The organism is Paraflavitalea pollutisoli, assembly GCF_029360705.1.
GTDB lineage: Bacteria > Bacteroidota > Bacteroidia > Chitinophagales > Chitinophagaceae > Paraflavitalea > Paraflavitalea pollutisoli.
On the sequence record NZ_JARKMX010000008.1, the window covers coordinates 2,695,388 to 2,715,159 of the forward strand.

Here is a 19,772-nt window from a genome sequence, read left to right on the forward strand (position 1 = left end):
AGTAGATTTGCCAATATAGACTATATGAGCATCAGCAACACAAAACCCTCGGTATTTTTAGCAGACGATGATCCGGACGACAGGTACCTTTTTGAGGATGCCTTTCACGAAGTGGCCCAGGAAACAGACCTGGTGATGGCCAATGACGGCAAAGAGTTGATGGAGATATTGGACCTGACGGTTCCCCCACCACCAGAAGTTATTTTCCTGGACCTGAACATGCCATTTAAAAGTGGCTTTGAATGCCTGTCGGAGATCCGGGAAACGAATAAACTCAAGGACATTCCTGTGGTCATCTTCTCGACCACTTCCGAGAAGGAGTTCATCGACCGGGTGTTTCAACAGGGCGCCAATTACTACCTTTGTAAACCCTCGAGTTTCCCTAAACTGAAGAATGCCATCGCGCAGGTACTTTCCATCAACTGGAGTGAACACCGCCCCCCCACCACGCGGGACAAGTTTGTGCTCCAGTGCTGAACACCGGTATTGCCGGCCAATTAATGCCAACCATGGACGCAACCATCTTCGCTACATTGAGGCGCACGAATATTGCCTTTCTCCAGGATTTCCCCCTCCTTGCTGAAAGTAATTCGCCAGCTGTACGGCACCATATCGATGCATATGATGGCGCAGTGCGGTCCATGCTTGACCGTCTGTTTGCCACCAGTGCCGGACTGCCCGAATTGCCACGTTTACTGACGAAACATGCAGCTATCGTGCAACAGGCGCGGGCTCTGACGATGGCTGGTAACGATCGGCTTGCCGTGCGGAATGATTCCGGACTGGCTTTGCTGACAGAGCGATCGGAACATTTACTGGACCTCGTACAACTGGCTGAACTACGTGTGGGTACCCCACCGCATTTGCCCGACAATGCTGCTGCGCTGCAGGCGGCGGTGATGGGGGCACCGATCGGCTTGCTGATCCTTCGTGGCGAGGATCTGATCGTCGAACTGGTGAACGATACCTATTTATCTATTGTTGACAAAACGCGGGAGCGCTTTGTCGGCAAGTCGCTGTACGAATCGTTGCCTGAAGTGAGGGCATTCGTTGCGCCCCTGTTTGAAGATATCTTCAAAACAGGCAATCCCTATTATGGCAATGAGTTCGAGGTAACGCTACACCGTTTAGGTAAACCCGAGACGTCTTTTTTTAACTTTGTATATTATCCCCTCTTCAATAGTCACCAGGCCGTGGATGGAGTGATCGTTGTAGCTACCGAGGTGACCGACCTGGTCATGAGCAAATTTGACTTGCAGGAGAAGGAGCAAAAGTTCCGCAATATCGTTACCCACTCTCCTATTGCGATGACTATTTTCCGTGGTCCCGATTTCATTATCGAGATGGCGAACAACTTTCTGCTGGAAAAGATCTGGCGTAAGAAGCCGGAAGAAGTACTGGGTAAAAAGCTGCTGGACGTATTTCCGGAGTTGCTGGACCAGCAGTTTCCTGAACTGTTGCGAAAAGTAACGAGCACGGGCATCGCGCACCGCGAAAAAGAAGCGCTGGCCATCGTGAATTCCTTCGATGGTTCCAAAGGCTATTACCTCGACTTTGAATATGCGCCCCTGATCGAAGCCGATGGAAGGGTATCGGGTATCATGGTAACGGTGAATGATGTAACGGAAAAAGTAGAAGCCCGTCGGCGTATCGAGAAAGCCGAGAAGCAATACCGGGAGTTGATCAATACACTGCCGGTGGCAGTTTACACGACTGATGCAGCCGGTTATGTCAATATCTATAACCAGGCAGCCGTTGACCTGTGGCGACGTACGCCTTCCATCGGTACAGATCGTTGGGGTGGCTCCATTGGTATGTTATCGCTGACCGGTCAACCCATTCCCCGGGAGGAATTTCCCACCGCTATAGCGCTTCGGGAAAACCGGGCTGTGCATATGGAAGGTTTTATTCAACGGCCCGATGGTTCTTTGCGTTTCGTGATCTCGAACCCACAGCCAATACATGATGAAGCTGGTGCAACGATTGGCGCCCTGAACGTGTTGATCGATATTACCGAGCGGAAGAAAGCGGAAAGTGCGTTAAAAGCCAGCGAGCAACAATTCATCAGCTTGACCAACCTATTGCCGCAGTTTATCTGGACAGCCAATGCGGAAGGCAATATGAACTATTTCAGTCAATCCTTCTTCGACTATACACGTATACGAGAACACGAAGTAACCACCTTGATCTGGCTGGAGTTGCTGCATCCGGAAGACCGGCAACCGAGCCTGGATGCCTGGGAAATCTCCAAACGATCGGGGAAGATCTTTCAGGCTGAGCAGCGCTTTCGCCGGTTTGATGGAGAGTACCGTTGGTTTTCGACCAAGACTACGCCGCAGTTTGACGAGCAGGGCAAGATCCGCCAGTGGGTGGGCACAGCTACCGATATTCACGACAGCAAGTTGTTGTCGGACGACCTGACTTCGCAGATCATTGAACGCAATAAGGACCTGAAGTTGATCAATGAACGGTTATTGCGCTCCAACAGCGAGTTGTTGCAATTTGCTTATGTGGCCAGCCATGACCTGCAGGAACCTTTGCGGAAGATACAGACTTTCGTAAGCCGTATCAGTTATAGTGAATCAGAACTGCTGACGGCCAAGGGTAAAGATTACCTGCAGCGCATCGAGAACGCATCCCATCGCACCCAGCAACTCATCAAGGACCTGCTGGCCTACTCACGTGCCAATGCGACGGACCATCATTTTGTGTCTACCAATCTTGCCGACCTCGTGGCTAAGGTGATCGGGCACCTGCAGGAGAATATCGAAGAGAAGCATGCCACGGTGCAGGTGGCGCCATTACCGGTATTGCCCGTAATCCCGTTTCAGGCAGAGCAGTTGTTCACCAATTTGCTGGTGAATGCACTGAAGTTTACGGTGGCTGGCAGAAAACCGGAAATTCGGATCAATATGCAACTAATGGGCGGTGAGGCTACGGGTATACCGGAGGCAGACCGTTCAAGCATGTATTATCATATCAGTGTTGCCGATAATGGCATTGGCTTTGACCCGCAGTTCCGCGACAAGATCTTCCTGGTGTTTCAGCGCCTGCATGGGAAGGAGTCGTATGAAGGAACGGGTATTGGTTTAGCGATCTGCAAGAAGATTGTAGAGAACCACAATGGGTTTATCACGGCGGATGCCAGTCCGAACAAGGGGGCCACGTTTCATATTTTCTTGCCGGGGTAGGTTGGCTGATGGCAAGCCGGATAAAGAAGGTTCGATAAAGACAATACAAAAGCCGCTCGATTGAGCGGCTTTTGTATTTGTACCCCAGACGGGAGTTGAACCCGTACCCGCATTACTGCAGACTGGATTTTAAGTCCAGCGCGTCTACCGATTCCGCCACCGGGGTAGCTAGTAGTATCGAAAGTAGAAAAAAAAAGCAGATAAGGATATTATCTGCTTTTTTTTGGAGCGGAAGACCGGGCTCGAACCGGCCACCCCGACCTTGGCAAGGTCGTGCTCTACCAAATGAGCTACTTCCGCGTTACACTCACTTTTCGTCGTAACTTTCAGTGAGTCAATTTCTTATCTTTTTAAAGAGCTTGTTTCGTTGTTGGGAGTGCAAAGATAGAGAGTTTTTCGAATCCGCAAAATCTTTTCTGATTTTTTCCGGATTATTTTTTCTCTACTTGTAATCCGGTGTATACAGGGTATTGGAAGGTACATTTACCTCAGGCTTACCCTTGTAGCTATGCTTGTACAGGCTATAGCAACCGCCGGTTACAAAAGCAACCAAACAGAATACTTGCAGGTAGAACAGGAATACGGAGGAGTCTACCCAGCTGGCCTTGAAGTCTTTGCTCTTTACTTCTTCTATCTCTTGGTGTTGATCCATAATCAATTGTGATTGGGAGGCAAAAATAATAATTCAGTTCAAAATATCATCACTTATCGCCAATAATTTCTGCAAAGGTTTTCTTACCGTTCACAAAGTGGCGCCACACCACGCTTTTGAGGATATAACCTTGCAATTTTTTTTTGCGTGACACGGGAAATACGCTCTGTTTTTGCTTAAAAAGCCACCAGTTCAGGAACGCGACATGCGCTTTGAACACGGCGGTAAAGTATCTCCCCTGCCCCTCTAATAAAGACTTAAAAGCCGATACGGTATCCAATAAAAAACGATACGGGATCTTCCACAGCGCCTCCCCTACCGGCATGTTCTTCGCCATCATGATCAGGTTATTTCTGAAATTCAAAAACACCTTGCGCGCATTGCCCTTCGGCAAGGTGCCACCACCTACATGGTACACGACCGATTGCGGGCATACATATACCTGGTATCCTGCCAACTGCAAACGCCAGCAAAGGTCTATCTCTTCCTGGTGCGCAAAAAAGTATTCATCAAAGCCCTCTAATTCAAAATACACGGCTGCGCGAATAAATAAGGCTGCACCGCCTGCCCAGAAGATGGGTATGGCATCATCATATTGCCCCTGGTCTACTTCGCAGAGATCGAAGATCCTGCCGCGGGCCAATGGATAGCCGAGGTAGTCGAGCATACCGCCAGCTGCCCCGGCATATTCAAACAACTCGCGTTGGTGATATTGTCTGAACTTCGGCTGACAGGCGCCAATGGTCGGATCACTTTCCATGAGCGCAATGACCGGCTCGATCCAGCCGGGCGTAACTTCTACATCGGAATTCAGCAAGATGAAATAATCGCCCTTTACAAACCGCAGTCCTTCGTTGTATCCTTTGGCAAAACCATGGTTACCGCTGTTGTGAACGATCTGCACGTTGGGATAATGCGCCTGCAGGAAGGCAACAGAATCGTCGGAAGAGGCATTGTCGATCACCGCAATATGCTTGTTGGCATAGGTAGAAGCCTGCACCGAAGGCATGAATTGCTCCAGGAACTTTCGTCCGTTCCAGTTGAGGATCACTATAGAAACCAAAGGTTGCGTCATAATGGTAGTGGGCGCTATTTCCGTTATACGGGATGCAAAGGAACGCATTTTATCAATTCTTAGTATTTTCCGGTTTTACCTTTTACAGTACATTGCAAGTGGGATTTGGGCGTTCTTCTTCCCATCTCAACAATACAAAACCAGCCCTGTACATGATTCGACCACTGTTTAACTGGAGGACCGGCTTATCCATTATCGCCATCGCCATCGTGATCGGCACCGTTTTCTATTCGCAGTTCCTTGCCCGAAAGATTGCCCTGGAAGAGCGGCAGAAAGTAGCGCAATGGGTGGAAGCCGGCAAGCTGCTCGTCAATGATACGACCGGTATCAGCGATAAGCTGGTGAGCATTATCATCTCGGAAAACAGAACCGTGCCCATCATCGAGACGGATGAAAAGGGCCATATCACGCAGTTCATCAACCTGGATTCCGCGAGTGTTGCCCAGGACAGCAACTACACCCAGGGTAAACTGAAGGAATTCAGCAAACAGAATGATCCCATTGTATGGGTCGATCCACGAGATAGTACCCGTACCAACCATTATTATTACGGCCATACCAGTTTATTGAACCAGGTGCGTAATTACCCGGTGGTGCAGCTTCTCATCGTGAGCCTGTTTATCATCATTACCATTGCAGCGTTGACGACCAGTTTCAAATCATCGCAAAACCAGGTATGGGCCGGTATGGCCAAAGAAACGGCACACCAGTTGGGCACGCCCCTCTCCTCGCTGCAAGGCTGGGTTGAAATGCTGAAGGACAATCCCGATAATGAAAAGATTGTGGTGGAGATGGATAAAGACGTAGGGCGCCTGAAACTCGTGTCTGATCGCTTTGGAAAGATCGGTAGCACGCCGCACCTGGAAGAACATGATGTGGTGGCACAAGTAGCTTCCATGATCGAGTACATCCGCAAGCGCGCTCCGGGAAGGGTGATTTTTTCGTTGGATACCGGTGGCGCATCGAGCATCCTGGCGCATATATCGCCACCCTTGTTTGACTGGGTAATCGAAAACCTGCTGAAGAATGCGCTGGATGCGATGGAAGGGAAGGGCAGCATAGCGGTGCAGGTAAAGGAGCAGGAGGCGGAGGTGATCATCGATGTGACCGATTCGGGCAAGGGTATTTCGCGCCAAAATATCAGTAAAGTGTTCAAGCCGGGCTTCACGACCAAGAAGCGTGGATGGGGCCTTGGGTTGAGCCTCAGCAAGCGCATCATAGCCCAGTACCACAAGGGGCAACTGTTTGTAAAGCAATCAGAACTGAATAAGGGCACGACTTTCAGGATCGTTCTAAAAAAATAAAGAAGTTTTTGACCGATTTGCACTTTTATAACAGAAACATGCTACATTTGCCTCCCGAATTTAAGGCCACGGTCTGAAAATTCACAAGGTCGCCCAGGTGTTGAAATTGGTAGACAAGCCACTTTGAGGTGGTGGTGCTTTCACCGGCGTGCTGGTTCGAATCCAGTCCTGGGCACAAAAAAAGCTCCGACGAATGTTGGGGCTTTTTTCGTTTTGGGCATCGCGAACTTGCTTATGTAAAAAGCCGGCAACGCCCATCACTGCATGGCTATTTGAATAAGATCAATCTTACTAAACCAGCGCAGCCAATCCGGCGACGCGAGTTCGCCGAACTTAGCGATCGGCTGGCAGATTGGCTTTCTCCCAGGCCCTAACTTTTTGACGGATCAGGTTGAAAAGTTGGGGGATTTGTGATTTAGGTGTTGTTTTGCGGGCTGATGAAAAAGGAACAAGGACAGGACACGATTAAGGAATTGATGGGCTATTTGTTGCCCGAGGGTACATTAGATTATTTTGATCTGATTCATATAGTAAAAGACAAAGTAGGGTTAGTGCTTTTTTTAGAAGAGAAGAATCTTCCTCCCACTGAGTATTCCAAGCAAACGCTTCACTCCAAAGGTTTTTTCCCTGAAGTAAGAATTCAAGATTTTCCTATCCGACAACACAAGGTTGAATTGAGCATCAGGCGTCGTCGCTGGGAGGTGCAGCCTACCGGAGAAATCGTATCACGCAACTGGGACCTTGTAATGCAAGGAGCACGACTCACCAAAGAGTTCGCGCATTTTTTAAAAGGAGCACTTGGATAATCATCCCATCAGCTGCCATCAACTCGGACGTTTCTTTCACCTGGATGGCAAACAATTTCAACAACAGTATAAGCACCACATCAGCGATTATAAAGACTGGGACCAACGTGAGCATGCCGACCAGTGGATGCTTTTCAAGAAGAATGTGGGAACTCATCTAAGCATTGATGAAACCGCACTTTCCAAAGACGAACTCTATACCATCATTACGAATAAAGCCGCCAAAGGGCTCAAGGGAGCTATTGTAGCTATTGTCAAGGGTACGCAGGCCGAAACAGTCATCAAAGCATTACTCAGGCTGCCAAAGCGCCTCAGAAATCAGGTACAGGAAGTAACTCTTGATATGGCGGCCAGCATGAACCTGATCGTAAAACGTTGTTTCCCGAATGCCAGACGCGTTATAGATCGCTTCCATGTTCAGCAACTGGCTAGTGAAGCCGTACAGGAAATCCGCATCAAATATCGTTGGGAGGAGTTAGACAGGGAAAACGCACAAATAGCCCTGGCAAAAAAACAAGAACAACCCTTCGAACCTCAACCTCTATCAAATGGAGACTCTCCCAAGCAACTGTTAGCCCGTAGCAGATACCTGCTGTTTAAGAATCCTTCGACATGGACTGACTCACAAAAACAAAGGGCACAACTGATGTTCGACAGATACCCGTTACTTAAAAAAGCCTATGACTTATCTATGAAACTAGGTGATATCTTCCGCCATTGCACCTGCAAAGAGCAGGCTTTTAAACGACTCGCGCTGTGGTACAACCAGGTCGAGGATGCAGGAATTGACTCATTCAGAACTGTCTCAAAATCAATCGAAACACACTATATCGCAATACTGGATTACTTTAATAACAGGAGTACAAACGCATCGGCGGAGTCATTTAACGCCAAAATAAAAGCCTTCAGAGCTTCCGCCAGAGGCGTCAGGGATATCAAGTTTTTTATGTTCAGGCTAGCCAAAATCTACGCCTGAGACCCCAACTTTTTGACTTGATCCTTTTTGACGGGCGCGATCAAACAGGCGGAGGTAATTGCCTTTCCTAATCTTTTCGCTTGATACTGCATCCAGCTCCTTCCAAAGCTCATGATAGGTCTCATATAGTGCCCGATAAAATACCTGGTCAGGTGGCGATACCGCGTCCGTGCCAAAGAGAAACCTGTCAGGAAATTTTTTCATCAGATCGGCGCTGGCCACCAGGCTCGAAGGAGACGCCACGATGTACTTGGCCACTTCATCCCAGGAAATATCAAAGTATACATGTGCGAATGCCGGATCTTTGAGCATATCATGAACGACTTCAATATGAGAGCTGGCAGGTTGATTGGGATACTGCCTGTTGCCAACCGGACGAACGACGCGGCCCAGGCCGATATGGGCCCAGATAATGGTGGTTTCAGGATGTCGCTTGAGCAATGATTTCATTTCGGCAAGATATACGGGCTGCTGTTTACCGCTGGCCATCGGCATATCCATATCATTGTGCAATATCACAATGAGGCCCACCTTACCGGCAAAGTCCAGTATACTATCCAAAGCAGGATTGGAGAGACTGGCCACTTCGCCAGACACTTTAGACGAAACAAACTCGCGGTGCACCGAAAACTCTCCCACCCCTGTAAAGACACCCGGGAACGTGCGCAGCACCCGTTCTATGTGCCGAACCGCATACATATCTGTTGGATTGAAACCGCTGATCATGGGATCAAAACGCTGCTGCTGGGCTTCGTCGAGCGCTTTGTATTGCATGGCAATGTACGCATCGGTAAATGAATACTAATACAAGGGCGCATCTGTTTCGAGGTAATACGTCGGTGCCAACCGCCCCGAGTTCTGGAAAGACCATTGCTGCTGCAGGGGAATACCAAACAAGGTGGACCGTCCTACTTCATTTCCCATGATCTTCAAAAACTGCTGGAGGCTTATTCCTTCCTGGATATAGTTGGTAAGGTGAAAATGGCTGTCGTTGAAGAGCGCGCTGTCGCTGTTACTGGTTTGCTGGCTGTACGCCTGCCGCATTCCTGCTAACAGGCTCAGCACCAGCAATAATTGCTTAAGGCGATTCATGGTAATTAATGTTGATTTATGATATAATAACGACGATGACCGGCAGCGATTGACCACGGTTCATGCACGGTAGTGCCAGGCAGCATATGCGTTCATACAGGAAGACACTTCCCGATCGGGCAGGTAGCCATGTGACGTAATAAATAAGCTATACAGGCAGGTATACCATTGACAGGCCTTCGCCCTGCCCACATCACTTCCCCATTGCCGGTACTGCGTGCTAATAAAACCCCTGAGTCCTGCTCACAAAAAAAGCCTCGCCACGGTTGCGGCAAGGCCTTTTATTTGGACTTACATGAAAACAAGTAAAATCATTACACTATCAGGAAGGACTGAACCTAACCGTTCATTCGACTAACTACAGTTTTGTTTGTTTGGTCTTGGCGTTGTCCAGGGCAAGTTTCTTTCCATCAATCAAATCCTTTTTCAAAACCAGGGCATTTTGAATATCCAACAGCCTCGTATCGATAGCAGACCTTTTCTTTTGCAGATCAGCCTGTTCATTGACCAATTGCTGGTAACTGTCTTCTTCTTTACGAATATCGTCCACCTGTTTGGTAATGTCAATACTACCCGAGTGCTTGTTAGCATCGCCTATGAAGGATTGTAAGAATGCCTTAACATGACCATTGAGACCGCTGTCTGACTGACTATTTGTAAAGTTGTTGTACCCCCTGGAAACAGCCATGTATACCACACTGGTGTTATTGGGACCTGGTACCACCTTGGTGTAGATATCCACCTTTTCCTGACTAATCTCCGATAGCACCACTCCTTTATATCGTGCGACATTTCCAGACATCCTTTCCTGCAGGCCCGACTGTTTCAGTCGTAACCGCAATGCTTCTCTTGTTTCTTTCTCGGGCTGATCAACAGGCATCATGACTGCATGCCTGTTTTCTTTATCAATCATTACGGACGTTTCGGTGGTCTGTGCTTTGCCCGACAGGGCCGAAAAACCGGCAACTGCTAATAGCAGTGCTATTTGTATTTGTTTCATTGTAGAATTTGGTGATTACGCAACCAGTTTAATTTTGTTTAGGCTTGAGTTTGTCTTTGGTAACATAAACGTTGTGTCCTTGTTTATCGACCCAATAATATTTTGAATGCCGATCTATATAGATCTTCTGACCATCGGGTCCTACCTTGTCCTTATAGACCTTATCGACAACAGCAGCTTTCCCTTTTACAGCCACCTCAGCGGTTTTATCGCCGGCCTTTTCAACAATATTCTTACGATCCGTCGTATCTGCTTTTGATTTAGTTTGTGCATTTGCCGAGCAAACTACCGCAACTATCAAAAATGCAGCAATACCAATTATCTTTTTCATACTTACAATTTTTCTACCAGTAAAGATCCACCCATTTAACCAGATAACTGTTATACAATGAACCTAATAAATTGTAACATTCACATATCCCGTCGACCAACATCGACTTCCACATTATACCACCCTACTGATCCACCAATAAGCACCCAGCCGCCCCATCTTGCCGACCTATTGGATGTAAGTGAGAATTATATAAAAGCAAATCAGGGTTCCATAACAACTACCAATAACATGACTGGTACCTTTAGTTCGGTTTTTCATAGGATATTGGATTAAAAAACAGGGCTGGATCTTTATCCGGGCCCTTTCCTTTCTTTCAGATCTATCTTTACAAGAGTTGGCCTAATTGTTATACTATGGATAATACAAGAGGAGACAAGACGCCTGGGAACGATGAGCTGGAACGATCAAAAGTGCATATTATCGTTGAGATCCTCGAATACGTGCCCCATTCGGTGGTTATAAAAACCATCATCAAAAAAACAACCGGCAATGTCAGCATAATGTCTTTTGACAATGGCGAGGGGTTGGTGGAGAAATCGACTCCCTTCGACACCTTCGTTCAGATCGTGGAGGGGCGAGCGGTGATCGTGATCGAAAAACAACCGAATAACTTAAGTACCGGCCAGGGGATCATCATTCCTGCACACGCATCGCATTATATTACACCCAATGAGCGGTTCAAAATGATACTGACCACTATAAAAAGCGGCTACGAATAAAGCCAAACGATCACATCACTTCAAACAACCGCCATTACTATCTGCTATGACCATTGAACAACTGCTGCTGCGAAAAACAGCGCAGTTGTTATTCTTTTTAATACCTAAATAACACGACCGTGATAAATATAGAACAATTCCGAATCGGCAATTATGTGATGGTAGATGATAAGCTGCGTAAGATCTGCAGTCTCAATCACTATGCTAACGGCGAGGAAAAATTAATTGGATTTGAAATAGACAATGATGTCGAATTTGAGCATCCATCATCGGGCAGATTGGACAATGTAAAGATAAATGACCAACTGCTAATAAGTCTCGGCTTCACTTTTCACCCTCATTTCAAGCTATGGCAGCATAAGCGACCCGATCGTACCTATTCGATCGAATTGGACAATGACTATTTCCCCCTGGATTTTGCCCATCAACCTATTGTACAACATATGAAACATCTGCACGACTTACAAAACCTTTTCTTCAGCATACAGGGCGAAGAACTGGCGTTTATTGTACCGCAACCATCACTTCCGTAACAATGCCCCATTCGATCAGGACGCACCCGGCTTACCCAACCGCTTCATCAGGCGAATATGAGAATAAATAGCCTGCCGCATGGTAGGATAATAATGATAGGGGATGCCAAACAACTCGCATTGTTGCCGTACGATCTTACTGAGTGCAGGATAATGTATATGGCTGATCTGGGGAAAAAGGTGATGCTCAACCTGGAAATTCAGTCCCCCCACCAGCCAGCTTATCACCTTGTTCCTCGGAGCAAAGTCGGCTGTCGTATTCACTTCATGAATGGCCCACTCAGAGGCGATCAGTTTATTATCCTCCGCCATGAATTCAAAACTCGTTTTTTCTACTACATGCGCCAATTGAAAAACGATGGACAAGGCTAGTCCCATGACTACATGTATGATCAGGAAACCAACCAACCATGATTGCCACCCGATAAAATAAACAGGCACACCTACATAAAAGAAGAGGTACAACAATTTGCTGGTCCAAAATACGATATGCTCACGGGTATTGATGCTATTGATTGGTGTGCGATGTATCTTCCTGGTGAAATACTTGATAAAGTCGTTGCCCCACATCCAGGCAAGTGTACTAATGGCGTACAGCAAGTACATATAGATAAATTGGAACCGGTGAACGGGCTTCCACTGCTGGCTTTTGCACACCCTCAGTAAAAAACTATTGGCCAGGTCATCATCCACACCATCTATATTGGTATATGTGTGGTGTATAATGTTGTGCTTGATCTTCCAGATAAAGGCATTGCTACCTAAAACGTTCATGCTGAGCCCCATGATGTCATTCACCCATCTTTTGCGGGAATAGCTGCCATGACAGGCATCGTGCATTACATTGAACGCTATACACACCAGCGACATTCCCAGCAAGGCCGACGACAGGATACCGGCCCACCATGGATAAGCGCCCCACAGCAGGAAGCTATACAATGCCAGGGCAACCGGCACCAGGATGATCGCCTTCATATATAACTTCCAGTTGCCAGTCTTTCGTAGTTGGTTACGCTCAAAATAGTCATCCACCGACTTTTTAACTGCCTGAAAGAATTGACGATTGCTATTATTAAATGTAACTCTGGCCATAAACCTTTCGATTGAACAATACATAAAATGATTCAACCTAAAGTTGGCAAATCTTGCCGATGCCAGGCTTATAACATTCCGGGATTATATCACAAAATTCACACTTTGACGGGGAAAACCTACAGATCATCAAGCATTGTACGCCGATTGTTCTTGATCTGTTTAAAGTGGGAGGGGGTAAGACCCGTTACTTTTTTAAACTGGGCCGATAGGTGGGAAACACTGCTGTAATGCATCTTAAAAGCTATTTCCGACAGGGTTAATTCATCGTAAACCAGCAGCTCCTTGACCCGCTCGATCTTATGAGAAATAATGAATTGCTCGATCGTTACCCCTTGCACCTCTGAAAAAATGTTGGCCAGGTAGGTATAATCGTAGTTCAGCTTCTTACTCAGAAAATCAGAAAACCTCACCCTCAGTGGCTCTTCGGAATAATGGACCAACTCGATGATCACCTGTTTGATCTTCTGTATTAAAATGCTTTTCTTATCATCCATGAGCTCTAAACCTGAACGTAATAAAGCTACCTGGATAAGTACCCGTTGTTCCGGGGTAATTTCTTCCTCAATCTGTACTTCGCCCAGTTCTACGATGATGCAATGAAACCCCAGCTTGGATAGTTCATCCGTCACAACCATTTTGCAGCGGATACATACCATATTTTTGATGAAAAGTTTCAAAAGCTTCCCTATTTGTGAAGGTATGCCAGTCGATATTGATGGAACTGATCGCCCGGCAGCTCCCTCTAAACCAGCACACTGGCTGACCGTAAAGTTAATTAATCCGATTGTCCTTGACAGAATTACCTTACGCAAAAGGGAGGCCCGACCGGCTAATCCCATCTGTTTCGGGGCAGAAGGTAATCATGCTACCTGACAACCCATGGACAGATAGCTCCCCATAAAACAGATTCCGGCTAAAGCCTTCGTGCCAGGCAACCGGCAGCTATTTTACGTATATACATAGTAGACAACCTATCATCTCCCAATAGTTATACTGGCTCGCGGGGCGTAAGGTACCCTATAACCGGAAGCTACTAAGCAGGCTCGGGAATTGTGACGTCTACCATACAACAATAACAAATTCATGTTTTATCATATCAAAGAATTACGGTTCACCAGCAACTGGAAGGAAGAACGCGGAATACATTTTTATATAATCAATCAATTATGGCAAATACAAAATCTAAAACCGGTGCTGATCAAAAACTACCAGCATCCAATGGTTCAAAAAAATCACCCAACCTGGCCGAATCCGTTAAACCTGTTTTAGACGGAGAAGACCAACCCGGTTCGATGGGTAGCGGGAAAGGAAACACACAGCTGGCCACCTTCTTTGAAGACGCTGTTAAGGACATCTACTGGGCTGAAAAAGCCCTGACGAAAGCGCTCCCCAAACTTAAAAAGGCCGCCACCACCGAAGAGCTACGGTCAGCTATCGATATACATATGGGGCAAACCCAGGAACATGTCAATCGACTGGAGCAGGTTTTTCAACTCCTGGGCAAAAAAGCACAGGCTAAGAAATGCGATGCCATGGAAGGCTTGATTAAGGAGGGAGAAGCTGTATTGGAAAATACCGAAGAGGGCAGCATGACCAGAGATGCGGCGATCATCGTTGCCTCTCAAAAAGTGGAGCATTACGAGATCGCTACCTATGGCAGCCTTGCCAGGTTGGCCTACACGATGGGACAAGAAGAGATCGCAGACATCCTGGAAACTACCCTCGAAGAAGAAAAAGAAACGGACGAGGGTCTGACGGATATTGCGGAAAACAACATTAACTGGGAAGCCGAGCAGGAAGCGGGTAAAAACGAATAGTTCCCGATACGGGGAGATGTGCACCAATCGCAGGGCCGGGTTCTCCCGGCCTTTTGCATGTCTATAAGTCCTATTATCAGTACGAGGTAATTATTCCCCGTAATATAACGATCCTGATTATCCTCACATGCGCTGAATTCAGCCAAAACAGCGCTGGCACAATTTTGCTGCATGATTCAATATCCTTCCCTATAATATTTTCAATTAATACTTTCACGGTTATGTACCCTGACTTAATTTGTTTCAGCCACCTTCGGTGGAATTTCGTATTTCAAAGACCCCAACATTTGCTCAGTCGATTTGCAAATCACGGAAGGGTCTTTTTTATCGAAGACGCTTTTTTTGACGCTGCAGCGGGTGACAGCTATTATGACATCACGAAAGACCCACAACTACAGCTGTGGATCATTCAACCGCATGTGGAACAGGGAATGGCAGCCGAGGACCTGGTCGCCCTGCAGCGCAAGCTGCTGGATCAACTGATGCGTGACCACCAGATCAACCAATTTATTGCCTGGTATTACTCGCCCATGGCTTTGCAGTTCAGCGATCATCTGCAACCTGTCGTAACTGTCTATGATTGTATGGATGAGCTATCGGCTTTTTTGTTTGCGCCTCCGTCATTGAAGGAGCTTGAAAAAATGCTGCTACAACGCGCTGATCTGGTATTTACGGGTGGGCACAGCCTATATCAAGCGAAAAAGCACTTGCATGATTCTATATACCCCTTTCCCAGCAGTATCGATCACCAGCATTTCAACAGCGCCAGATCGACTATGCCGGAACCTGACGACCAATCGGGCATCCCATCCCCGAATAGGTTTTTATGGTGTGATCGACGAACGCCTTGACATTCTGCTACTCGCCGGCCTTGTCTCGAGCCGGCCGCATTGGCACTTTGTATTGATCGGGCCGGTTGTGAAGATCGATCCGGTTTCGTTGCCACAAGCATCGAACCTGCACTACCTGGGTGGTAAACAATACGATGAGTTGCCGGCTTATCTTGGCGGGTGGGACGTCGCGATGATGCCGTTTGCCCGCAACCAGGCGACACGTTACATCAGTCCTACGAAAACACCTGAATACCTCGCAGGAGGCAAGCCAGTTATTTCTACCAGTATTCAGGACGTTATTCATCCGTATGGAGCGCTGAATTTGGTAGAGATCGCAGACACGCCCGAAGCATTTATCACCTGTGCCGAAAAAATGCTGTCGGAATCAGACAAAACCACCTGGCTCGAGACGGTAGACGCCTACCTTATCACCACTTCGTGGGATAAGACCTGGCAGGCAATGGTAGCATTGATAGCACCGCTGCTACAACATCAAAATATTAATCAAGAAAAATTACCCGTGAATGTTTGATTATTTAATTGTGGGTGCCGGCTTTGCCGGGGCAGTGATTGCCGAACGTCTGGCCTCCGTGGCAGGCAAGAAAGTATTGGTAGTTGACAAGCGTAACCATATAGGTGGCAATACCTATGATTACCATGATGCGGCCGGCATTCTGGTTCATAAATACGGTCCGCATATTTTTCATACCAACAGCAAGGACGTGTATGATTACCTGGGAAAATTCACCAGCTGGCATCCCTACGAACATCGTGTGCTGGCCAGTGTGGATGGCATGCTCGTACCCATTCCTATCAACCTCAATACACTAAACGAATTGTATGGCCTGCACCTGGAAGCCAGTGAAGTGGAAGCTTACCTGCAGCTAAAATCTGAAGAAAAAGCCATCATCAAAACGTCGGAAGATGTCGTATTGAGTAAGGTAGGCAAAGACCTTTACCAAAAGTTTTTCCGGGGCTACACGAAGAAACAATGGGACCTGGACCCGTCGGAACTCGATGCTTCTGTTACGGCCCGGATACCCGTTCGCTTCAACCGCGATAACCGTTATTTCACCGATACGTACCAGGCCATGCCAGCATTGGGTTATACCAGGCTTTTTGAACAAATGCTGAGCCATCCCAATATCAAGGTAATGACGAATACGGATTATAAAGAAATCGAAGATAGCATTGCTTTCAAGAAAATGATCTACACCGGTCCCGTTGATTACTACTTCGACAACTGCTACGGCAAACTGCCCTACCGCTCTATCGAGTTTCAATTCCGCACTTTCGATACGGCGGTCTTTCAGCAAACAGGCACCATCAATTATCCCAACGAACATCCCTATACACGGGTTACCGAATTTAAATACCTGAGCGGGCAGATCCATCCAAAGACCTCCGTCGTGTATGAATTCCCCAAAGCGGAAGGAGATCCTTATTATCCCGTACCAAGACCCGAAAATGCCGAATTATACCGCAAATATCAATTATTGACCAGAGAGTTGCCCGACGTCTACTTTACCGGCAGATTGGCTACCTACAAGTATTATAACATGGACCAGGTAGTAGCGCAGTCGCTTTCCTTGTTTAAAAAGATCATGTCGCAGGAGGAAGTCCCCCTAACACAGGGCATTGCTTCCGCGTATCCGCCTTCGGTCAATGGAAAAGATAGCTGATACCACTACAAAGCAACAGTTATGGCAGGTAATCAATTTATGTTCACTACGGGCATTGAGAACAGCTACCCCACTATTTCACTGCCGGATGGCAGCACCAAAAGGGTAGATGAAATGGAGAAAACGAATCACTATACCTTATGGTCGCTGGATTTTCAATTGGTAAAAGAGATGGGCATCGAGTTCCTACGGTACGGACCTCCTTATTACAGTACCCATACCGGCCCGGGCCATTATAATTGGTCATTTACAGATACAACCTTTCAACGATTAAAGGAGCTCCACATAACGCCTATCATCGACCTTTGTCACTTTGGAGTGCCCGACTGGATGGGCAATTTCCAGAATCCTGAATTCCCCTATTGGTTTGCTGAATATGCAGGCGCTTTTGCACACCGGTTTCCATCGCTCAAATTATATACCCCCATCAACGAGATCTTTATCACGGCCTTGTTCTCGGCACAATATGGTTGGTGGAACGAGCGACTGCAATCGGATGCCGCCTTTGTCAATGCTTTGAAACTGATCAGCAAGGCTAATGTAATGGCCATGCAGGCGATATTGAAAATACAACCACAGGCTACTTTTATACAGAGTGAATCGGCCGAATATTTTCACGCAACCGATCCTGCCGCCGTGCCCCAGGCTCGTTTTCTCAATCAGAAACGCTTTTTATCGCTCGACCTTACCTACGGGTACCCACTCAATGTTACTATGTATGAATACCTGTTGCAAAACGGGATGACGAAAGCAGAATACCAGTGGTTTGCCCAAAACCAGGTGAAAGCACGTTGTGTAATGGGTAATGACTACTATGTCACGAACGAGCACCTCGTACATCCGGATGGCTCCACCCAGGCTTCCGGAGAGATCTTTGGATATTATGTTATAACGCGCCAATATTATAAACGTTATAAGCTCCCCATCATGCACACCGAAACAAATATCCGGATGCCGGCGAGCAAGGAATGGTTGCTTAAGCAATGGGCAAACGTACACCGGTTGAAACATGATGGAATACCCATTATAGGCTTTACCTGGTATAGCCTGCTGCACCAGGTAGACTGGGATTCGGCACTGCGCAACGATGATGGAAGGGTAAATGAGTTAGGACTCTACGACCTCGAGCGACAGCAAATGCCGGTGGGAGCTGCCTATCAACAACTGATCAAAAGCTGGAAAGATATCATCGCAGAAGAAAGTTATGGATTGGTGTTTCATAATTGGTAAGCAAGCCTACCGCACAAAAGTTTCTTTTTGCACAATAATGGTAGCCGTAAAAAAGGTAAAAAGATCGTGTGCGGTAATACGCTTATCTTTTTCCGGCAATGCAAGGGGTACAGGAGGATGGGGTAACGCCTCCGCAACATGCTCCCGTTGCTGCTCAATGCTACTGTATTCTATGCTCTCTGGTGCCATACTGATCGTTTAGGGTAAATCTCAACAATCCCGTGCCAGGCCGCAATCAATTAATAGATACCTATGATCGAAAATCCTTTTCACAGTTTCTGGATGGCTGGCTACGAATGCGCAGACCACATCAACGCATTTGGCAACCGCGTAGACCTGTTATCTGAAACCGGCCACCTGGCTGCATTGGAAACCGACTACCGCGACCTCGGCCATTTCGATATCCGCACCGTACGGGAAGGCGTTAGATGGAGCCAGGTGGAGCGAATTCCCTTCCACTACGACTGGGGGGTGGTGACCCATATGATTCGCCAGGGCAGAAGATTGGGAATCCAGCAGGTATGGGACCTCTGTCATTTTGGTTTCCCCGACGACCTCACCCCCTTGCATCCGATGTTTGCCAGGCGCTTTGCGCGGTTCTGTCGTGCCTTCGTGCTCCATTACCGCTCCCTGGAGCCGGATGCATGCCTGATCGTCACCCCCATCAATGAAGTAAGCTTTTTATCCTGGCTGGGCGGCGATGTGCGAGGCACAGTGCCTTTTTGTGTAAGGCAAGGCTGGGAAGTAAAATATGCGCTGATGCGCGCCTACATCGAAGGTGTTTATGCCATGCAGGAGATAGATCGTCACCTGCGCATCATGACCACCGAGCCATTGGTTAACATTGTGCCCGCTGCGCAGTCGACCTATGATCAATTGATTCACGCAGCTCAACTGCATGAACAACAGTTTCAGTCGATCGATATGTTGCGAGGCAGCTTATGTCCTGAATTGGGGGGATCACCGCAGCTGGCAGATATACTGGGTTTCAACTACTATGCGGCTAACCAATGGATCGCCGACGCTGGTACGGTGCTGCCCTGGACCAATGATCCTCCTGATGAAAGATGGCGCCCGTTGAGTACGCTGTTTAACAGTGTGTGGCAACGATACCACCTTCCCATGGTATTGAGCGAAACCAGCCATCCGGGTATCGACCGCCCCGCGTGGATCCACCATATCGGAGAACAGGTTCAAATCGTGCAACAACAAGGAATGCCAATATGGGGTGTATGCCTTTATCCTATCATTGACCGGCCCGACTGGGACAATCTGCACCATTGGCACCATTCCGGCCTTTGGGATACAGCGCCAGGTTCAAACAATGCGACTACACGCATACTTCATGAAGCTTATGCGACTGCACTGCGACAGGTGCAACACCAGAACGGTATGGCAAGTCAGTAAGTTGCCCGATCTGTTAAGACGATTAA

22 protein-coding genes and 3 tRNA genes are annotated in these 19,772 nt (G+C 47.5%); 14 read left to right on the plus strand and 11 right to left on the minus strand.

The window, feature by feature from the left end:
• Positions 1-24: 24 nt before the first annotated feature.
• Together P2W70_RS24440 and P2W70_RS24445 are read left to right on the plus strand one after the other, a co-directional pair.
• The gene (locus P2W70_RS24440) at positions 25-477 is read left to right on the plus strand and encodes a response regulator (RefSeq protein WP_276484170.1); all 453 of its coding nucleotides are present in this window, start codon (positions 25-27) and stop codon (positions 475-477) included.
• 32 nt (positions 478-509) lie between these two features.
• A complete protein-coding gene (locus P2W70_RS24445) occupies positions 510-3,191 on the plus strand; it encodes a PAS domain-containing protein (protein WP_276484171.1) in 2,682 nt (893 codons plus the stop codon).
• An 80-nt stretch (positions 3,192-3,271) separates the two neighbouring features.
• Here P2W70_RS24445 and P2W70_RS24450 read toward each other — a convergent pair.
• From P2W70_RS24450 to P2W70_RS24465, 4 genes are all read right to left on the minus strand, one after another.
• Positions 3,272-3,357 (minus strand) — tRNA-Leu (locus P2W70_RS24450).
• Between the two features lie 58 nt (positions 3,358-3,415).
• Positions 3,416-3,491: transfer RNA gene (locus P2W70_RS24455), tRNA-Gly, on the minus strand.
• Positions 3,492-3,633: 142 nt separating this feature from the next.
• Positions 3,634-3,843, minus strand: coding sequence for a hypothetical protein (locus P2W70_RS24460; RefSeq protein WP_276484172.1), 210 nt, complete (start codon positions 3,841-3,843; stop codon positions 3,634-3,636).
• Positions 3,844-3,892: 49 nt separating this feature from the next.
• Positions 3,893-4,918, minus strand: coding sequence for a glycosyltransferase family 2 protein (locus tag P2W70_RS24465; RefSeq protein WP_276484173.1), 1,026 nt, complete (start codon positions 4,916-4,918; stop codon positions 3,893-3,895).
• Between the two features lie 152 nt (positions 4,919-5,070).
• Between P2W70_RS24465 and P2W70_RS24470 the strand changes: the two genes are divergently transcribed.
• From P2W70_RS24470 to P2W70_RS24485, 4 genes are all read left to right on the plus strand, one after another.
• Complete coding sequence (locus P2W70_RS24470) at positions 5,071-6,222, plus strand: sensor histidine kinase (RefSeq protein ID WP_276484174.1); 1,152 nt, start codon at positions 5,071-5,073, stop codon at positions 6,220-6,222.
• 91 nt (positions 6,223-6,313) lie between these two features.
• Positions 6,314-6,397, plus strand: a tRNA-Leu gene (locus tag P2W70_RS24475).
• Positions 6,398-6,659: 262 nt separating this feature from the next.
• Positions 6,660-7,028: an ISAon1 family transposase N-terminal region protein gene (locus P2W70_RS24480; RefSeq protein WP_276484175.1), complete on the plus strand. Its 369-nt coding sequence runs from the start codon at positions 6,660-6,662 to the stop codon at positions 7,026-7,028.
• Positions 7,021-8,004, plus strand: a complete 984-nt coding sequence (locus tag P2W70_RS24485) for an ISAon1 family transposase (RefSeq protein ID WP_420832400.1) — start codon at positions 7,021-7,023, stop codon at positions 8,002-8,004. Before P2W70_RS24480 ends, P2W70_RS24485 begins: the two co-directional genes overlap by 8 nt.
• Here the strand turns inward: P2W70_RS24485 and P2W70_RS24490 are convergent.
• The 4 genes from P2W70_RS24490 to P2W70_RS24505 form a co-directional block, all read right to left on the minus strand.
• Positions 7,984-8,778 carry an amidohydrolase family protein gene (locus P2W70_RS24490; RefSeq protein WP_276484176.1) on the minus strand — a complete coding sequence of 265 codons (795 nt, stop codon included), beginning with the start codon at positions 8,776-8,778 and terminating at the stop codon, positions 7,984-7,986. The two genes, P2W70_RS24485 and P2W70_RS24490, sit on opposite strands and share 21 nt — an antisense overlap.
• Positions 8,779-8,805: 27 nt before the next feature.
• Positions 8,806-9,096: a hypothetical protein gene (locus P2W70_RS24495; protein WP_276484177.1), complete on the minus strand. Its 291-nt coding sequence runs from the start codon at positions 9,094-9,096 to the stop codon at positions 8,806-8,808.
• Between the two features lie 358 nt (positions 9,097-9,454).
• A complete protein-coding gene (locus tag P2W70_RS24500) occupies positions 9,455-10,096 on the minus strand; it encodes a hypothetical protein (RefSeq protein ID WP_276484178.1) in 642 nt (213 codons plus the stop codon).
• 28 nt (positions 10,097-10,124) lie between these two features.
• On the minus strand, positions 10,125-10,427 hold the full coding sequence (locus P2W70_RS24505; protein WP_276484179.1) for a hypothetical protein: 303 nt from the start codon (positions 10,425-10,427) through the stop codon (positions 10,125-10,127).
• A gap of 356 nt (positions 10,428-10,783) precedes the next feature.
• On the opposite strand from P2W70_RS24505, the gene P2W70_RS24510 reads away from it, so the two are divergent.
• Together P2W70_RS24510 and P2W70_RS24515 are read left to right on the plus strand one after the other, a co-directional pair.
• Entirely contained in the window at positions 10,784-11,149 is a 366-nt protein-coding gene (locus tag P2W70_RS24510; protein WP_276484180.1) for a cupin domain-containing protein, read from the plus strand.
• A gap of 119 nt (positions 11,150-11,268) precedes the next feature.
• On the plus strand, positions 11,269-11,682 hold the full coding sequence (locus P2W70_RS24515) for a hypothetical protein (RefSeq protein ID WP_276484181.1): 414 nt from the start codon (positions 11,269-11,271) through the stop codon (positions 11,680-11,682).
• 15 nt (positions 11,683-11,697) lie between these two features.
• Here the strand turns inward: P2W70_RS24515 and P2W70_RS24520 are convergent, their stop codons facing one another.
• Both P2W70_RS24520 and P2W70_RS24525 read right to left on the minus strand, forming a co-directional pair.
• On the minus strand, positions 11,698-12,774 hold the full coding sequence (locus tag P2W70_RS24520) for a fatty acid desaturase family protein (RefSeq protein ID WP_276484182.1): 1,077 nt from the start codon (positions 12,772-12,774) through the stop codon (positions 11,698-11,700).
• 119 nt (positions 12,775-12,893) lie between these two features.
• A complete protein-coding gene (locus P2W70_RS24525; RefSeq protein WP_276484183.1) occupies positions 12,894-13,454 on the minus strand; it encodes a helix-turn-helix domain-containing protein in 561 nt (186 codons plus the stop codon).
• Between the two features lie 489 nt (positions 13,455-13,943).
• Between P2W70_RS24525 and P2W70_RS24530 the strand changes: the two genes are divergently transcribed.
• The 5 genes from P2W70_RS24530 to P2W70_RS24550 all read left to right on the plus strand — a co-directional run bounded on the left by P2W70_RS24530 (position 13,944) and on the right by P2W70_RS24550 (position 18,339).
• Complete coding sequence (locus tag P2W70_RS24530) at positions 13,944-14,594, plus strand: YciE/YciF ferroxidase family protein (RefSeq protein WP_276484184.1); 651 nt, start codon at positions 13,944-13,946, stop codon at positions 14,592-14,594.
• 164 nt (positions 14,595-14,758) lie between these two features.
• A complete protein-coding gene (locus P2W70_RS24535) occupies positions 14,759-15,445 on the plus strand; it encodes a glycosyltransferase family protein (protein WP_276484185.1) in 687 nt (228 codons plus the stop codon).
• Positions 15,426-15,959, plus strand: a complete 534-nt coding sequence (locus P2W70_RS24540) for a glycosyltransferase (RefSeq protein ID WP_276484186.1) — start codon at positions 15,426-15,428, stop codon at positions 15,957-15,959. Before P2W70_RS24535 ends, P2W70_RS24540 begins: the two co-directional genes overlap by 20 nt.
• Complete coding sequence (gene glf / locus P2W70_RS24545) at positions 15,952-17,109, plus strand: UDP-galactopyranose mutase (protein WP_276484187.1); 1,158 nt, start codon at positions 15,952-15,954, stop codon at positions 17,107-17,109. Before P2W70_RS24540 ends, glf begins: the two co-directional genes overlap by 8 nt.
• Positions 17,110-17,130: 21 nt before the next feature.
• Complete coding sequence (locus P2W70_RS24550; RefSeq protein WP_276484188.1) at positions 17,131-18,339, plus strand: family 1 glycosylhydrolase; 1,209 nt, start codon at positions 17,131-17,133, stop codon at positions 18,337-18,339.
• A 6-nt stretch (positions 18,340-18,345) separates the two neighbouring features.
• Here P2W70_RS24550 and P2W70_RS24555 read toward each other — a convergent pair whose 3' ends face one another.
• Positions 18,346-18,528 carry a hypothetical protein gene (locus tag P2W70_RS24555; RefSeq protein ID WP_276484189.1) on the minus strand — a complete coding sequence of 61 codons (183 nt, stop codon included), beginning with the start codon at positions 18,526-18,528 and terminating at the stop codon, positions 18,346-18,348.
• Positions 18,529-18,591: 63 nt separating this feature from the next.
• Here P2W70_RS24555 and P2W70_RS24560 point away from each other — a divergent pair, with 63 nt between their 5' ends.
• A complete protein-coding gene (locus P2W70_RS24560) occupies positions 18,592-19,746 on the plus strand; it encodes an amine oxidase (RefSeq protein WP_276484191.1) in 1,155 nt (384 codons plus the stop codon).
• Positions 19,747-19,772: the final 26 nt, after the last annotated feature.

Coding starts and splice junctions, on each gene's coding strand:
- P2W70_RS24555 (WP_276484189.1), bottom strand. CDS start 18,528: ATGGCACCAGAGAGCATAGAATACAGTAGCATTGAGCAGCAACGGGAG.
- glf (WP_276484187.1), top strand. CDS start 15,952: ATGTTTGATTATTTAATTGTGGGTGCCGGCTTTGCCGGGGCAGTGATT.
- P2W70_RS24550 (WP_276484188.1), top strand. CDS start 17,131: ATGGCAGGTAATCAATTTATGTTCACTACGGGCATTGAGAACAGCTAC.
- P2W70_RS24460 (WP_276484172.1), bottom strand. CDS start 3,843: ATGGATCAACACCAAGAGATAGAAGAAGTAAAGAGCAAAGACTTCAAG.
- P2W70_RS24560 (WP_276484191.1), top strand. CDS start 18,592: ATGATCGAAAATCCTTTTCACAGTTTCTGGATGGCTGGCTACGAATGC.
- P2W70_RS24510 (WP_276484180.1), top strand. CDS start 10,784: ATGGATAATACAAGAGGAGACAAGACGCCTGGGAACGATGAGCTGGAA.
- P2W70_RS24440 (WP_276484170.1), top strand. CDS start 25: ATGAGCATCAGCAACACAAAACCCTCGGTATTTTTAGCAGACGATGAT.
- P2W70_RS24495 (WP_276484177.1), bottom strand. CDS start 9,096: ATGAATCGCCTTAAGCAATTATTGCTGGTGCTGAGCCTGTTAGCAGGA.
- P2W70_RS24445 (WP_276484171.1), top strand. CDS start 510: ATGGACGCAACCATCTTCGCTACATTGAGGCGCACGAATATTGCCTTT.
- P2W70_RS24470 (WP_276484174.1), top strand. CDS start 5,071: ATGATTCGACCACTGTTTAACTGGAGGACCGGCTTATCCATTATCGCC.
- P2W70_RS24520 (WP_276484182.1), bottom strand. CDS start 12,774: ATGGCCAGAGTTACATTTAATAATAGCAATCGTCAATTCTTTCAGGCA.
- P2W70_RS24490 (WP_276484176.1), bottom strand. CDS start 8,778: ATGCAATACAAAGCGCTCGACGAAGCCCAGCAGCAGCGTTTTGATCCC.
- P2W70_RS24500 (WP_276484178.1), bottom strand. CDS start 10,096: ATGAAACAAATACAAATAGCACTGCTATTAGCAGTTGCCGGTTTTTCG.
- P2W70_RS24505 (WP_276484179.1), bottom strand. CDS start 10,427: ATGAAAAAGATAATTGGTATTGCTGCATTTTTGATAGTTGCGGTAGTT.
- P2W70_RS24480 (WP_276484175.1), top strand. CDS start 6,660: ATGAAAAAGGAACAAGGACAGGACACGATTAAGGAATTGATGGGCTAT.
- P2W70_RS24465 (WP_276484173.1), bottom strand. CDS start 4,918: ATGACGCAACCTTTGGTTTCTATAGTGATCCTCAACTGGAACGGACGA.
- P2W70_RS24530 (WP_276484184.1), top strand. CDS start 13,944: ATGGCAAATACAAAATCTAAAACCGGTGCTGATCAAAAACTACCAGCA.